Consider the following 15,691-nt stretch of genomic DNA (forward strand, 5'->3'; position numbering starts at 1 on the left):
GTAAACTAGCCCACCTTGCTCCCGTAGCTCAGTAGGATAGAGCGGCCCCCTCCTAAGGGGCAGGCCACAGGTTCGACTCCTGTCGGGAGCGCCATTTTGATAAAGCCTCAACACCCAACCGGTATTGAGGCTTTTTTTTCTGACGAAAAATTGACCTAATATTGATTTGAGCCACTACTATTCATATACAGTGATTACTGTAAGTTCTATGTCAAATAATCTAGAATTAGTATTAACAGATTTATCGATAGATAAGATCATGAAAAAGAGCAATCTAATCACGAATACTGGTCACCGCTTTATCTCTAAAGCAAAGACCGCCTATAAAATTCATATCCATACGCCGGATGATACGGTGCTGCACCGTTCTGTCGGCTATATCCGTATTGGTGAGAAAAAAGGGCTTAAAAAGGCGATAAAGCTGCGTAATGAATTAGGTTCAGAGATGTGGGGCAAACATTGGCGTCGTCTGCTCAAAGATCCCTATTTGATGACTCGCCTACCACACAGTTTAGAACCTAAAATTATATACAAACCCAGACCAACGCTCGATAACCCGGAAGCTCGGGATCCTTGTTATATCGCGGCTTGGAGACACTATGATGAAAAAGGTAACTGTATATTTCAAAGCGTCGTTTGTTCGATCAACAAGCATGGCAAGCTTGCCGCTTATACCAAGACGAAAAAGGCGCTATTAGAGGCTTATAAAGAAGACTTGGATATTCTTATCTACATGGGCCGATTGAATAGTATTGATTTGAAATAACGTGGCGTGATACCGGAGCGGTTAGAGGCTCAAATCCATTGTTTTACAAGAAGAAAGCCCGCGTTTTTCACGGGCTTTCTCTATTTTCTCATACTTAAGCGTTATTATTTCACTTCATAATCAAAGCTTGGAATAACGATATCAACACGACGGTTTTGCTTTCGACCTTCGACTGTATCATTCGATGCGATTGGGCTATTTTCCCCTTCACCTTTTACGGTAAGACGGTTCGCATCCACACCTTTAGCAATCACAACATCAGCAACAACTTGTGCGCGTTTTTCTGATAGTTTCTGGTTGTAAGCCGCAGCGCCAGTTGAGTCAGTATGACCAATAATTTCAGCATCGGCTTGTGGGTAAGCTTGCAAATATTTCACTAGTTTATCGAGCTGGTTAGTACTCTCTGCTGTTAGCTTAGTACTGTTATGGGCAAAGCTACTGCTGTCCAAACGTTGAAATGGCACATGCTTAACAACCGTTTCAGGTTCTTGGGGAATAACGACTGGCTCAACCACTGGCTGTACAACTTCTTCAACAAACACCTCTTGCACGATGACTGGCGCAGGTTCTGCTTTACTTCCACCAAATTTATACGAAACACCTAAGGTAGCCGAGTTACCTGCCGCTCGGACAAGATCGTTATTAATATCGGTGAGGCTTTGATATTCCAAGCGTAAAGTGACGTTATTATCGGTGTTGAACTCAATACCAGCGGCACCTAAATATGAGTAATCATCTTTATTGCCATAATCAACATAAGCACCGCCGACTTTAGCATATAAGGCAATGGCATCAGTCAAAGGAAGGCTGACTTTCGGTGCGAGTGTAATGGCCGTTACTTTTTCATCATTCAGCCCCGCACCACTAAATTTGCCCAAGTAGTCGTAACCTGCCTCTAATGAAAGCCAATTAAACGCTTGGTAACCAAGGTAAGCACCGACGGTAGAAGATTCATCTTCACACACATCTCCAGCACGACAAGCGTCATCAAGCCAAGATTTACCAACTTTAGCACCTACGTATACTTCAGCCATTGCGGCAGAAGATGCAAAAACAAGCGCCATTGAAACTGCTGCTGCTAACTTTTTCATACTTTTTCCTTTCCTATTTATCGTTATCATAATGCGGTTGCGGTACCCAAAAAACGGTTTACTTTTCGCCTACACACATACCTACATAACTCGGAACCACTATACTGTATGTAAAGAAAGCTTAAATAGCGCATTAGTTTATTCTCTGTCATCGTTTTGTGAAATATTGTCAGTGCTCTACACCAAAGGATTTAACAAAGCCGATATAAAGAAAAACCGCAGCATAAGCTGCGGTTCAAAGCGTTGTTCGTATGATTGACTTATTGAGCGTTCGCTTCACGCTCAACAATAAAGGCCAATGCCATATTGATACGAGCAATGACACGCTCTTTGCCGATCAGTTGCATAACAGCATCAACCGATGGCGATTGACCACCGCCAGTGACAGCAACGCGCAGCGGCATGCCTATTTTACCCATACCGATTTCAAGCTCTTCACACACTTGAGCGATGACAGCGTGCAGGTTTTCCGTTGTCCAGTCACTCAATGCTTCTAATTTGCTTAAAGCAAGTGCTAGCGGCTCTTTCGCCACACCGCGCAAGTGTTTTTTCGCCGCATCAGCATCAAACTCAGCAAAATCTTCAAAGAAGTAACGAGATTGAGCAGCAAGTTCAACCAAGGTATTGCAGCGTTCACCAACCAGTTTAACGATCTCAGCTAATGCTGGGCCGTTGTCTTTACTTATGCCTTGTTGCTCAAAGTGCCATTCAAGGTGTTTTGCAACATATTCAGGCTCTGATGTTTTAATGTAGTGATTGTTCAGCCACAACAACTTATCAGTATTAAATGCAGATGCCGATTTGCTAATAGCATTTAAACTGAAGAACTGAATCATCTCTTCACGCGAGAAAATTTCTTGGTCGCCATGAGACCAACCTAGACGAACTAAATAGTTATTCAGTGCTTCAGGCAGATAACCTTCATCGCGATACTGCATCACAGAAACAGCGCCATGACGTTTAGATAGCTTCGCGCCGTCGTCACCTAAGATCATTGCGCAGTGCGCAAACACAGGTACAGGAGCACCTAACGCTTCGTAAATGTTGATTTGACGAGGTGTGTTGTTGATGTGATCTTCGCCACGAACGACATGAGTAATCCCCATATCCCAGTCATCCACCACCACACAGAAGTTATAGGTGGGTGAGCCATCGGTACGGCGAATGATCAGATCATCCATCTGGCTGTTGGAGATTTCGATACGACCGCGGATCTGGTCGTCAAAAATTACGCTGCCTTCTTTAGGATTACGGAAACGGATAACACACGGATCCCCTTCTTTTGCGGCGTCGTTAACCGCTTTGATTTTTGGGTGATCAGCATCGTAGCGCGGCATCTCTTTGTTCGCTTCTTGCTCGGCACGAACTTCATCTAACAGCTCTTTAGAGGCGTAACATTTGTAGGCTTTATCTTCAGCAAGCAGCTTATCGACAACTTCATTATAACGATCAAAATGTTTAGTTTGGAAATATGGGCCTTCATCCCAATTCAAACCTAGCCAAGTCATACCTTCAAGAATCGCGTCTACGGCTTCTTGCGTCGAGCGCTCTAGGTCGGTGTCTTCAATACGCAAAACAAACTCACCACCTTGGCTTTTTGCATAAAGCCAAGAGTAAAGTGCAGTACGCGCACCACCAACGTGAAGATAGCCTGTCGGGCTAGGAGCAAAACGAGTTTTAACCGTCATTTGATTTCCTTAGGGATAAAAAGACAGCGGAGAACATGTCCACTGCAAGTACCAGGATAAAAAGTGGCGACATTTTACCACTGACGGCTAAATCTACAATCCTCGATTGCCTTTCGTTTTTCTGCGCTCAAGAATAACGCTTAAAATTCGCTTAACTTTCCTTTAGTGGAACTTGACCTTACCCTAAAGGTAAGGTTTATGCTTCTAGCTATTGAGTTGGTTTACGGGGAATTTATCAATGAAACGCTTTCAATTGCCTTTATCAGGGCTGAAATGCATGGGTTGCGCGAAGAAACTTGAGCAGCATCTCAAGCAAGAATTTGAGGTACAAATCCACCAGCTGTCACCCACATTCATCGAACTGAGCACTTCGGCCTCTTTAAGTGAACTCATCGCCGCTATCGAATCCTTAGGCTATCAAGCCTTGCTCAGCACGAACAGCGATCCTCTGCCCTCATCGCAACCCACAACCTTGGTTAGCGATACACAGCTACTCGCACAAGAGACAGAAGCCTCAATAACGGGTTTGGTTAGTACCCACTTACTGATCCAAGGAATGACTTGCGCAAGCTGTGTCTCTTCGGTGGAAAAAGCACTTCTAAGCGTTAACGGTGTACAAAAAGCGCAAATCAATTTAGCGGAACAAAGCGCCTTAGTGCTCTCGCAAGCGGATATCGCTGACCTTGAACGGCAATTGCTCAATGCCATTACTCATGCAGGCTACCGTGCAGAGCGAGTCGATGACCCTGCCCAACAACAAGAAAAACAAAAACAGCAATCACTTGATTTACAAAAGCAACATAAAACCAATGCATTACTAGGTTTAATAATGGGTATTCCGTTAATGCTCTGGGGCCTTCTTGGTGGCAGCATGATGATTGTGACCACTCAGCAGCAAATATACTGGGGCGTTATCGGCATTGTGTGCTTAGCCCTATTGGCCACCGCTGGCCGCCACTTTTTTAGCCATGCTTGGCTTGCGTTAACCCATAGGCGCGCCACCATGGATAGCTTAGTTGCCCTAGGAACCGGAGCGGCTTGGGCCTATTCAATGTTGGTAGTGATTTACCCAACTTGGTTTCCCGTCGCCTCGCGTCATGTTTATTTTGAAGCCAGCGCGATGATTATCGGTTTGATTTCACTGGGCCACTACATTGAGGCGAAAGCCAAAGCAAAGACAACCCAATCCTTGCAAGCCTTAATTAACTTGCAGCCACAACAAGCAACACTCATCACGGCGCAAGGCGATCAACAGATTGCAGTTGAATTAGTACAACTTGGTATGCAACTGCGCATAAAACCGGGAGAAAAAGTGCCGATAGACGGCAAAGTCATCAGCGGTGAATCTTATGTTGATGAATCCATGCTCACTGGCGAGCCGATCCCCGTCCTAAAAGTGGCAGGCGATGCCATTGCGGCAGGCACCATCAATCATGATGGCAGCTTAGTCATCGAAGCCACCGGCGTAGGGGCGCAAACCATGCTCTCGCGCATCATCCAAATGGTTCGTCAGGCGCAAAGCAGTAAACCAGCCATCGCCAAACTGGCAGACCAGATATCCGCTATTTTTGTACCGACAGTGGTTATGATTGCCCTGTTTTCCGCTCTGATTTGGTACTTTGTAGGCCCTGAACCTAAGGCCAGTTATATGCTAGTGGTTGCGACAACAGTATTGATCATTGCCTGCCCTTGTGCCTTGGGTCTAGCTACTCCACTCTCGGTTACAGTAGGAGTTGGCAAAGCCGCTGAAATGGGTATTTTGATCAGAGATGCCAATGTATTGCAATCGGCAAGCAAAATCACCACTGTAGTATTTGATAAGACAGGTACGCTCACTCAAGGCAAGCCAACCGTTCAGAACTTAGTCACGTGGGGAATTGAAGATAGCAAATTGTTAACCCTTGTTTACGCTTTGGAACTGCGCTCTGAACATCCTCTTGGCAAGGCTATCTGCCATTATGCGCAACCGCTGGTATCAACCAGCGCCGAAGTCGAGCAATTTACCAACCTAAGAGGCAAAGGGCTAATGGCAAATATTGGCGGTGATTCCGTCGTCGTTGCCTCTTTATCGCACCTTGAATCACTGGGCGTTCCTCTTACTCAAGCACAAACGGCCATTGAACACTACGCAGAACAAGCTTGGACGCCAGTCGCGGTTGCCATTAACGGTGAACTCAAAGGTCTCATCGCTATTGCTGATCCAATCAAACCTAATGCTGCACAAGCTATCAGCACACTGAACAAAATGAACATTCGTACCGTGATGCTAACTGGAGATAACCAAAGCGTGGCCACTGCAATAGCAAAACAACTGGGCATACAGCAAGTGATGGCTCAAGTACTTCCGGATCAAAAAGCACAAAAAATCGTGCAGTTACAAGAGAAAGGCCAAATCGTCGCCATGGTCGGTGATGGTATTAATGATGCGCCAGCCCTTGCGCAAGCCGATATTGGTATCGCAATGGGCAGTGGCAGTGATGTCGCAATAGAGAGTGCGCAAATGACATTGCTCAACTCCTCACCGCTTGCCGTAGTCAATGCTATCGCTCTTTCTAAAGCAACGGTAAAAAACATGAAGCAGAACCTATTGGGCGCGTTTATTTATAACACCTTCGGCATTCCCATTGCCGCTGGCGTGCTTTATCCCGCTTTTGGCTTTTTACTCAGCCCTGTAGTTGCAGGAGCGGCAATGGCTTTGTCCTCAATCACAGTCGTGAGCAACGCTAACCGCTTACGTCTATTTAAATCCCCTTTTCACTCTTAGAGGTTAGATAAAAATGAAAATGATCACAGCCGCTATGCTTAGCACCTTGTCTCTTATGAGCTACTCCGCATTCGCCACGGTGACCGAGGTGACCAATTACAAATCCCCTTATTGTGGCTGCTGTACTGAGTGGTCCACTCACATGCAACAAGCAGGATTTAAGGTTAACGAGCAATTGCAAGAAGATATGACGGCGATAAAACAACAATTGGGCATTACACCCAAGCTCGCCTCTTGCCATACAGCCGTTATCGACGGCTATGTTTTCGAAGGTCACATTCCAGCCACAGACATTCAAGCCTTTCTCGCTAATCCACCGAAAAATGCCAAAGGGTTAGCCGCGCCCGGCATGCCAATCGGTTCTCCAGGTATGGAATCTGGTGATAAGAAAGAAGCCTATTCGGTTTTTGCTTTTAACGAGCAAGGTCAGGTGTTTGAGTTTGCTCACCACGAAGGTAATTGATTTTATGTAATAAAGCCTCCGACAGATGCGGAGGCTTTCATTGGGGTGCATTGATATGGCTACGAGTTATTTAACACTAGTTACTCGGCTGACTCGCTCGCCTGAAGCAGAAATAGAACGGATCCAGACCTCACCGGACACCTTCGGTTGTTCGATGCTCGAGTAAGTAAGCCATTGTTGACCATCTAATGAGTATTGCAGCTCAACGCCTGGGAATGACGAATTCATCGACAATTTACCCGCTTCAATCTTAGCTCCGGGAATTGGCAGGCGATAATCAATGCCAGCTTTTTCCAGTTTCGCCAGCTCACGTTGCCCAACAATATTAGCAAAACGAGTCCAATCTTGATTCAGTGCAGACTTATTGACTAAGTTCGTTTGCTGAGAGTATTCAACCCCTACTTTATAGTCGTTTTCCCACTCCGCTTTATGCCAAGCACGTTCAGCGGCAGCCAACACTCGAGGGAAAACCATATACTCATACTGCTCATCATTACGAACCGTTTCTGACCACAATTGAGCTGACAAGCCGTAGAATGGTTTCGACGTCACCTCTCCTTTACCGACAAAACCATTACCATCACGATCTAATGAAGTTTCAGCGTTTTGCGGCATATTTTCCGGTGCAAAACCAAACATTTTGCGCGTATCGGTCGCACGGGTGGCCCAGTAATAACCGCGCTCTTTAGGATCCGCTTCATAAGGCATATCCATGTAGACATAATCAGGGTTAGAAACAATTACGTCGTAACCTTGTTTTGCCCATTCATAAACAGAGCTTGTACCGCCCCAATAGAGGACATCCCAAAAGTTCACACGTGTATTGCGCGTGGCAAAAGAGGATTCTCCCTCGCTGTATTTCAAGCCATCTTGCCATGCTTGGAAATTCTCAATCCCTTTATCGGCGACAATTTCCGACACTTGCTCAGCAAAATAACTCGGTAAATGAGCAAAGTCACTTACTACTCCTTGGCTGACTAATGCTTGGCACTGTGGCGATTTCGCAAATGGTTTATCTTGTTGTGAAAGATCTAAGTTACCTTTCCAACTGACTTTTTCCGTCGCATTAATATCTTGGAAACCCGCGCCCAATTTGATGTTTTTCGCCTCATCGCCACCAAAATGCCAAGTCGATAAAGGCATGCCCGCCTCAATGTGCATCAAGGCCACTTCAGTGATCACCTTGTCCACAAAACGTTTAGACGAGTCTAAACAAGGGTTAATAAAACTCTGCTTATCATAAAACTGAACCGTCGTAACATTGGAGCTGTCTTGAGGATCCATCAAGCGATACTGGCTAGCCTGTTCGGTTTTCCCCTCTTGGCTCAAACGATCAAAACGAGCCTCCATTGAAACAACCGCAGAGCGAGCATGGGCTGGCATATCAATTTCAGGAATCACTTCAATATTGCGCGCTTTAGCGTGCTTGAGGATTTCAATGTAATCGGCTCGACTAAAATAACCTGAGCCAAAGTTATCAGAATTTGGACCGGAGCCAAGCTGTGGCAGCAAGCAGTTTTTCTCATCTAAATCAAAGCAGCGCTGCCCACCAATGTCGGTCAATTCAGGTAAGCCCGGAATTTCTAAACGCCAACCTTCATCATCGGTCAAATGAAGATGTAATTTATTCATCTTATAAGCCGCCATTTGATCTAACGTGGCCAAAATCGCTTGCTTAGAATGGAAGTTACGTGCGACATCCACCATCACACCACGGTAATCAAAACGTGGAGCATCTTCGATGTGGATCACTGGCAGCGCTGTGACATTCTGGCTATCCACTAAACCCAAAATAGATTGAACGGCGTAGAAAGCTCCCGCCTCATCAAATGCACGAATAGAGATAGCATTCGGTGCAATCTCCAACTCATAAGCACCCGATGTCGCCATCTGGTCAGAAAATTCGCTCGGTGTAATCGCAACACCAACCGCCAACTCTCCATCAAGCTTCAGCCCAATCGTTTTAGCACGCGCCTGCAATGCTGAAAACTGATCCGTCGCAAAGTCCTTCACATCAAGCTTAAGGCCGCGAGTAATGTCAACAACACCTTGACCAAGCGTTGTTTTTAGAGGCGTTGGTAACAGAGCCGTTGATACATCTTGCAGTGATACATCGCTATTTCTCTCAAATCGGCTGATGGCCGTGGCAAACACATTATTATCGCTGGTGGTGCGTTTGATATTGTCACCCTCAAGCCCACGCACAAATGACGACGTGTCCTCTGTGTTGAGAGATACAATAAGTTTAGGCTCTGTATTGGGCGCCGCAACGAATGCACGCGGCATAAAGTCCGTTTCAAACAACTGCCAATATTCAGCGACCAGAGGCAAAACAACCTCTTCGCCAGCAGCAAAACCATCAAATTTATCAGTAGGTTCAAGCTTATGTAAATCACCCGTTAAACGGGTAATTTTGAATTGATCATTTTCAACATCCAGAATAAGTCGAATGCTGTGGAAATAGATAGCCCACTGCTTTGAATTCACAGCTTCACCTTGGTTAACCAAGGTCATGTTCACTTTATTACACGATGCCCATTCTGATTCGAGAGCCTGACATGCCAATCCTTCATCTGCCCCGTGATTGGTTAATACGGTGTAATGAATATCCAAATTTTCCGCCAGCGCATCGACTACTTTCTGCTCTGGTGATTGCAACAAAGAGCAACCTGATAATGTGGCGATAACCGAAACAGCAATCAAACTAGGTTTCAACATTTGACTCACCCTACCTTTAAAATAAAAACCCAATATCCTGTTAAAAGGACTCAAAACAGCAACAAGCATAAAGGCTTGTGACCTAAGGCATTCACCATACAAGGAGTTATTTCTAAGCGTAAAATAATTAGCTACACGAAGTGATCCAGTTCAAATTCTCTAAAATACAATCAAAACAAAACCATTTAAAATCAATAGATTAAACTTGACGTCAAAACCGTAATTTATTATTTGACGAGTTTAACTTGAGAAAGATCACATAAAAATGCATAACAAAAATGAATTTATGAATAGAGATCACTACTCACTACAAGGCGAGAAGTTCATTAAAGGGATTTGGCAGGTTAAATCGTGATATAGGTCATAAATTGTAATGACTCATCAAACGTCAAAATGCGCTAAAGTGACGTTTTTTACACATCCTAATGCTATTTATTATCGTGGAATATTGACTGCTATTTTCAATAGTTGAATTTGCTCGGAGAAGGGTGAACAGTGAAAGAGCCTGATAGTGAAAGAGGCGAACCTCTTTCTCTTTGGTAACGAAAACTTACCACTTCCAAATGCAACAAAGCCCCGCATTACTGCGAGGCCTTTAATGTGGTCGGTGAAGAGCCAGATAGTGAAAGAGGCGAACCCTTTTCTCTTTGGTAACGAAAAAACTCACCGCTTCCAGATATAACAAAGTCCCGCATTACTGCGAGGCTTTTAAGTATGGTCGGTGAAGAGGGATTCGAACCCCCGACCCTCTGGTCCCAAACCAGATGCGCTACCAAGCTGCGCTATTCACCGAAATTTTTGCTCTGCACTTAGCGAGCAGTTCCGAGCTTTTTGCCTAGAACGGATGCGTATATTACTCATCTAAAACTAAGACGCAAGCCTTTAATCTTATTTCCATCAAATAACAAACTCATTGGCTAAATCACCATCAAATACACATAAAAACGTGACTAATTACACACCAATAGAAACATCAAGTTAACCTATGCAACATAATTGATCCAGATCAGTGTCAGCAAACAGAGCAAACTTTAACTTGGCTGTGTCTTCGAAACTTTGGAGGAAACATGGACTTTTGGCTTGATCTCCTATTTGGTAATGCTGTGGGACTATCTTCAATGATAGTAATCTTTGGTGCTTTTGGTCTTATGCTGTTTTATGGCGGTTTCTTCATTTATAAAGTGATGAATGACAAATCTCCTCACTAGATCGCTTAGCACCTATTGAAAAATAGTGTGACGCTATGCACCGGGGTGGATTATCTGTCTGCTCCGGTTTTTTATCGCGTTAATAACTCTATCTTCTTGATGAATGGCATCATTCGCTACTCAAGAACGGTTCGATAAGAACACCTGTCTCAAAATAGTTTCCATTTTCTCATGCAAATAAAAGCATTCCCTCAGCATATAAATAAAGACGTCAATGCCGTCTATATCTTGTTGAGGAAAAGTGATGGGGAAAGGCTGGAAACCATGAGTGTCATTAAAAACGCCTTGGTTAATTAATATTAACTGCTAAAATATCGCAACGTTACTAGGCAACACTCAGAGTGTTGCTTTCTTTTTATTCACCGCCGTTGGGAAACGTAAGAGCAACCTATGTCACAACAAGCCACCATCCGTTTAAACAAATACATCAGTGAAACTGGTTTTTGTTCTCGTCGAGAGGCCGATAAGTTAATTGAACAAGGCCGAGTAACCATCAATGGACTATTGCCGGAAATGGGCACTAAAGTCACGCCGAACGATGAGGTGTGTATTGATGGTAATCCATTAAAATCAAAAGAAAAACCGATATACATTGCCCTTAACAAACCGACTGGAATCACCTGCACAACAGAGCGCGATATTCCAGGTAACATTGTTGATTTTATTGGCCACCACAAACGTATTTTCCCGATAGGTCGATTAGACAAACCATCTGATGGACTGATCTTTCTGACTAACGATGGTGACATAGTCAATAAGATATTACGTGCTGGTAATAACCATGAAAAAGAGTACGTCGTCCGAGTAGATAGACCCATCACCGACGAATTTCTACATAAGATGGCCTCTGGTGTGGAAATTCTTGATACGGTGACACTGCCTTGCAAAGTAACCCAAGAAACGAAGTTCTCCTTTAGAATTGTGTTAACACAAGGGTTAAACCGTCAAATTCGTCGTATGTGTGAGGCCTTAGGTTACGAAGTGTTTAAACTACGCCGAGTTCGTATTATGAACATCAGCCTAGACGGTATCCCGAATGGTGAATGGCGTTATTTAAGCGACGAGGAAGTCGCTGAAATATTAGCAATGTGTGAGAGTTCTTGCGGTACGGAAGGCGCGTCCAAGCTTGATGTGACGGGTAAGCGTATTCGCAAAGCTACCGATGCAAAACTGTTTGATAGTCGTGAGCAAAATCAAACCTCGACGGCACGCAGAAATCAAAAGCCAAAAACGTTCCAAGGACGCAATGCCGATGAGTTTCGCCATGCTCCAAATACAAAAAGAGCACCGCGCCGACCCACAAATTCATCACAAGGTGCGCCAGCTAATAGCCACAGAAAAAGCAGTACGTTAAGTCTTAAAAAATAATCATCGAACAATGCGTTAATTCTGTTGAGCAATAAAATGACCGTAATGACGCATCACTGAAACAACTATAAAAAACCGAAGCAACTATAAAAAAGGAGAAACTTTCGTTTCTCCTTTAAGACAGCATAAAATTAACGCTTATTTCGTACCAAAAATCTTATCACCAGCATCGCCAAGACCAGGAACGATATAACCTTTATCATTCAATTTCTCATCAATTGCCGCCGTATAGAGCTCAACATCAGGGTGCGCTTTTTCTAACGCCGCGATGCCTTCAGGCGCTGCAACTAAAACGAGAATTTTAAATTGGTTACAGCCGCGCTCCTTGAGCAAATCGATCGTCGCAATCATGGAACCGCCAGTTGCCAGCATTGGGTCAACCACAAGCGCAATTCGCTCCTCAATATTAGAAGCGAGTTTGTTGAAATAAGGGACAGGCTCAAGCGTTTCTTCATCACGATAGATGCCAACAACACTAATCCGCGCACTTGGAATGTGCTCCAAAACGCCGTCCATCATGCCAAGACCAGCACGCAAAATAGGTACTACCGTTACTTTTTTACCTTTGACTTGATCAATTTCAACTGGGCCATTCCAGCCTTCAATCGTCACTTTTTCTGTTTCAAAGTCTGAGGTTGCTTCATAAGTTAGTAGGCTACCCACTTCTGTAGCTAACTCACGAAAACGCTTAGTGCTGATATCCCCTTCCCTCATTAACCCAAGTTTATGCTTAACTAGAGGGTGTTTAACTTCAACAACTTTCATTTTCATCTCCGACGACATTTAAACAAACCTTCGAATTGTACACACTTTTTATGCTAATTTCAGTGCCAATTATAAACAAAAAAACTGACGCAAACGTTTTCCTTTTTGTTTTAAGCCCTGTTAGAATAGCGCCGTTTTCATATCCAACTTATGACCGAGGACTTCCCCGTGAGCGGTAATAACACTTCTCTTAGTTACAAAGATGCTGGCGTAGATATTGATGCAGGCAATGCACTTGTTGAACGAATTAAAGGCGCCGTCAAACGCACTCGTCGCCCTGAAGTTATGGGTGGCATTGGTGGTTTTGGCGCGCTTTGCGAGCTACCAACCAAATATAAACATCCTGTTTTAGTCTCTGGCACCGATGGAGTTGGCACAAAACTTCGCCTCGCATTGGATATGAATAAGCACGACACCATTGGCATTGACTTGGTTGCAATGTGTGTTAACGATTTGATTGTTCAAGGTGCTGAACCGCTTTTCTTTTTGGACTACTATGCCACGGGCAAATTGGATGTAGATACAGCTGCTGATGTGGTGTCGGGTATTGCCGATGGTTGTGTGCAAGCAGGTTGCGCTTTGATCGGTGGTGAAACCGCTGAAATGCCGGGTATGTACGAAGGTGAAGATTACGATGTCGCTGGCTTTTGTGTCGGTGTGGTTGAAAAAGAAGAGATCATCGATGGCTCAAAAGTAGCAGCAGGTGATGCTCTGATTGCGGTTGGCTCTAGCGGCCCTCACTCAAACGGCTATTCATTAGTTCGCAAGATCCTCGAAGTATCAGGTGCCGACAAAAATGAAGACTTGGCCGGCAAAACGATTGGTGAGCACTTACTGACACCAACCAAGATTTACATCAAATCAGCGCTTAAGATGATCGCCGAGCACGATATTCACGCCATTTCACACATTACTGGCGGTGGTTTCTGGGAAAACATTCCTCGCGTTCTTCCACAAGGGACGAAAGCGGTGATTGACGGCAATAGCTGGGAATGGCCAATTATTTTCCAATGGCTGCAAGAAAAAGGGAATGTAACCACTCACGAAATGTACCGCACATTTAACTGTGGTGTCGGACTGATTGTTGCGCTTCCAATGGATCAAGCACAAGCGGCGGTTCAATTACTGCAAGCGGAAGGCGAAAATGCGTGGGTTATCGGTCATATTGCTGAAGCTCAACTCGATGAAGAGCAAGTAGAGATCAAATAACTGATGAAAAGTATTGTTGTTTTAGTTTCAGGAAATGGCACCAACTTACAGGCTATCCTTGATGCGTGTGAAACGAAAATTAAAGATGGCAAAGTAACGGCTGTTTTTTCAAACAAAGCAACTGCTTATGGCTTAGAACGAGCTAAAAAAGCAGGTGCGGCGGCGGTGCATATTGACCCAAATGCCTTTGACACGCGAGATGCGTTTGATGCGGTATTGATGGAGAAAATTGACCAATACGCGCCTGACTTAATCATTCTTGCTGGCTACATGCGTATTCTGAGTGGTGAGTTTGTGCGTCACTATTTAGGACGGATGCTCAATATTCATCCTTCTTTACTTCCTAAATATCCTGGGTTGAATACCTACCAACGCGCGATTCACGCAGGTGATGAAGAGCATGGTACCAGTGTGCATTTTGTGACTGAACAACTTGATGGTGGCCCAGTCATTCTACAAGCAAAAGTGCCTATTTTTGATGAAGATACCGTTGAGATTTTGACTCAACGTGTCCAAGCTCAAGAGTATCGAATTTACCCACTAGTGGCACAATGGTTCGTTGAAGGACGCTTGGAAATGCGTGAAGGTAAAGCCTATTTAGATGGACAATTACTTGGCATGCATGGTTATGCTTTCGATGAATAAATCGTATCTCTAAATAGTGCGAAAAAGGTTGCCTCAACAGCAACCTTTTTTATTGTCATCTCAAATACAATTCAAACAGCAGTAAATAGACAAGCTTAAGAATAAAAAACTTAAATGGGTGCTTGGCAGCCTGGCTTTGCCGCGGCAAACGGAATGTCAGCTAAGGACTGCGCATTGCCATCAACGTATTCGCCATAATGGAAAATCGCATATTCGCCTGGCTTCATTCGTTGCCAAGTTTCATTTCCCGTCAGTGGCTGAGTCGCAATCACTGACACAACATCATCAGGCGTTGTTTCTTCTTGGAAGTTAATCTCGACATCTTCATCAAGTAAACTTGCTTTCCCAAAGGGAGCTCGTCGAGTAATCCAGTACAGATGATTCGTGCAATAGGTCACCACAAACTCACCATCAGAAAGTAGCATATTAAACACACCTTGCAGCTTAAGTTGATCGCAACACTTCGCAACGAATTGAAACATACTGAGCATATCTTGAGGCGGTTCAGGATAACGCGCTTCTAACTGCTTTAACAACCAACAGAAAGCTTGCTCGCTATCGGTTTCACCAACAGGGCGATAGCGCCCAGTTTCTAGCTGCTGGTGATCCGCCAATTGTCCATTGTGAGCGAACGTCCAATATCTCCCCCACAATTCTCGAGTGAATGGGTGAGTATTTTCCAAATTCACCCCACCCCGATTTGCTTGACGAATATGGCTAACCACTGCCCGACTTTTTATAGGGTAACTCTGCACAAGCTCTGCAATTTTTGACTGAAAGCTAGGGTTAGGATCTTTAAAGGTACGAAACCCCTTCCCTTCATAGAAAGTGATTCCCCAACCATCACGATGCGGCCCCGTGTTGCCGCCACGCTGAATCAACCCAGTAAAACTAAAGCAAATATCAGTCGGCACATTGGCACTCATACCGAGCAATTCACACATGGTTTAATGCACTCCCTTTTGCAACCACAAACACATTAAAAGAAAAGAACGGTGTTGAACTT

Annotated in this window: 12 protein-coding genes and 2 tRNA genes; 8 read left to right on the top strand and 6 right to left on the bottom strand. The window is 44.4% G+C overall.

Annotated elements, in window-relative coordinates; translation table 11 throughout:
* Positions 1-17: 17 nt before the first annotated feature.
* Together AACV12_RS04660 and AACV12_RS04665 are read left to right on the top strand one after the other, a co-directional pair.
* A tRNA-Arg gene (locus tag AACV12_RS04660) sits at positions 18-94 on the top strand.
* Between the two features lie 165 nt (positions 95-259).
* The gene (locus AACV12_RS04665) at positions 260-766 is read left to right on the top strand and encodes a Fe3+-citrate ABC transporter substrate-binding protein (protein WP_026027396.1); all 507 of its coding nucleotides are present in this window, start codon (positions 260-262) and stop codon (positions 764-766) included.
* A 104-nt stretch (positions 767-870) separates the two neighbouring features.
* Here the strand turns inward: AACV12_RS04665 and AACV12_RS04670 are convergent, their stop codons facing one another.
* A complete protein-coding gene (locus AACV12_RS04670) occupies positions 871-1,857 on the bottom strand; it encodes an OmpA family protein (RefSeq protein ID WP_170898768.1) in 987 nt (328 codons plus the stop codon).
* A gap of 260 nt (positions 1,858-2,117) precedes the next feature.
* On the bottom strand, positions 2,118-3,545 hold the full coding sequence (gltX, locus tag AACV12_RS04675; protein WP_017047302.1) for a glutamate--tRNA ligase: 1,428 nt from the start codon (positions 3,543-3,545) through the stop codon (positions 2,118-2,120).
* 238 nt (positions 3,546-3,783) lie between these two features.
* Between gltX and AACV12_RS04680 the strand changes: the two genes are divergently transcribed.
* Together AACV12_RS04680 and AACV12_RS04685 are read left to right on the top strand one after the other, a co-directional pair.
* Positions 3,784-6,309 (top strand): heavy metal translocating P-type ATPase, encoded by a 2,526-nt coding sequence (locus AACV12_RS04680; RefSeq protein ID WP_170899981.1) that lies wholly within the window; start codon positions 3,784-3,786, stop codon positions 6,307-6,309.
* A 13-nt stretch (positions 6,310-6,322) separates the two neighbouring features.
* Positions 6,323-6,772, top strand: a complete 450-nt coding sequence (locus tag AACV12_RS04685; protein WP_017049700.1) for a DUF411 domain-containing protein — start codon at positions 6,323-6,325, stop codon at positions 6,770-6,772.
* 66 nt (positions 6,773-6,838) lie between these two features.
* On the opposite strand, the gene AACV12_RS04690 is transcribed toward AACV12_RS04685, so the two are convergent.
* Both AACV12_RS04690 and AACV12_RS04695 read right to left on the bottom strand, forming a co-directional pair.
* Positions 6,839-9,490, bottom strand: a complete 2,652-nt coding sequence (locus AACV12_RS04690; RefSeq protein ID WP_170899982.1) for a beta-N-acetylhexosaminidase — start codon at positions 9,488-9,490, stop codon at positions 6,839-6,841.
* Between the two features lie 715 nt (positions 9,491-10,205).
* Positions 10,206-10,282 (bottom strand) — tRNA-Pro (locus tag AACV12_RS04695).
* A gap of 275 nt (positions 10,283-10,557) precedes the next feature.
* Here AACV12_RS04695 and AACV12_RS04700 point away from each other — a divergent pair.
* Entirely contained in the window at positions 10,558-10,698 is a 141-nt protein-coding gene (locus AACV12_RS04700) for a DUF3149 domain-containing protein (RefSeq protein WP_010319399.1), read from the top strand.
* Positions 10,699-11,088: 390 nt separating this feature from the next.
* On the top strand, positions 11,089-12,066 hold the full coding sequence (rluF, locus tag AACV12_RS04705; protein WP_094132453.1) for a 23S rRNA pseudouridine(2604) synthase RluF: 978 nt from the start codon (positions 11,089-11,091) through the stop codon (positions 12,064-12,066).
* Positions 12,067-12,204: 138 nt separating this feature from the next.
* Here the strand turns inward: rluF and upp are convergent, their stop codons facing one another.
* The gene (gene upp / locus AACV12_RS04710; RefSeq protein WP_026027908.1) at positions 12,205-12,831 is read right to left on the bottom strand and encodes a uracil phosphoribosyltransferase; all 627 of its coding nucleotides are present in this window, start codon (positions 12,829-12,831) and stop codon (positions 12,205-12,207) included.
* 168 nt (positions 12,832-12,999) lie between these two features.
* On the opposite strand from upp, the gene purM reads away from it, so the two are divergent.
* Together purM and purN are read left to right on the top strand one after the other, a co-directional pair.
* Positions 13,000-14,040: a phosphoribosylformylglycinamidine cyclo-ligase gene (gene purM / locus AACV12_RS04715; RefSeq protein WP_010320092.1), complete on the top strand. Its 1,041-nt coding sequence runs from the start codon at positions 13,000-13,002 to the stop codon at positions 14,038-14,040.
* 3 nt (positions 14,041-14,043) lie between these two features.
* Complete coding sequence (gene purN / locus AACV12_RS04720) at positions 14,044-14,685, top strand: phosphoribosylglycinamide formyltransferase (RefSeq protein ID WP_017047307.1); 642 nt, start codon at positions 14,044-14,046, stop codon at positions 14,683-14,685.
* A 110-nt stretch (positions 14,686-14,795) separates the two neighbouring features.
* Here the strand turns inward: purN and AACV12_RS04725 are convergent, their stop codons facing one another.
* Positions 14,796-15,629, bottom strand: coding sequence for a class II glutamine amidotransferase (locus AACV12_RS04725; RefSeq protein ID WP_094145424.1), 834 nt, complete (start codon positions 15,627-15,629; stop codon positions 14,796-14,798).
* Positions 15,630-15,691 lie beyond the last annotated feature (62 nt).

Origin of the sequence: Vibrio sp. 2-2(8), assembly GCF_963888495.1 — a bacterium.
Lineage (GTDB): Bacteria > Pseudomonadota > Gammaproteobacteria > Enterobacterales > Vibrionaceae > Vibrio > Vibrio anguillarum.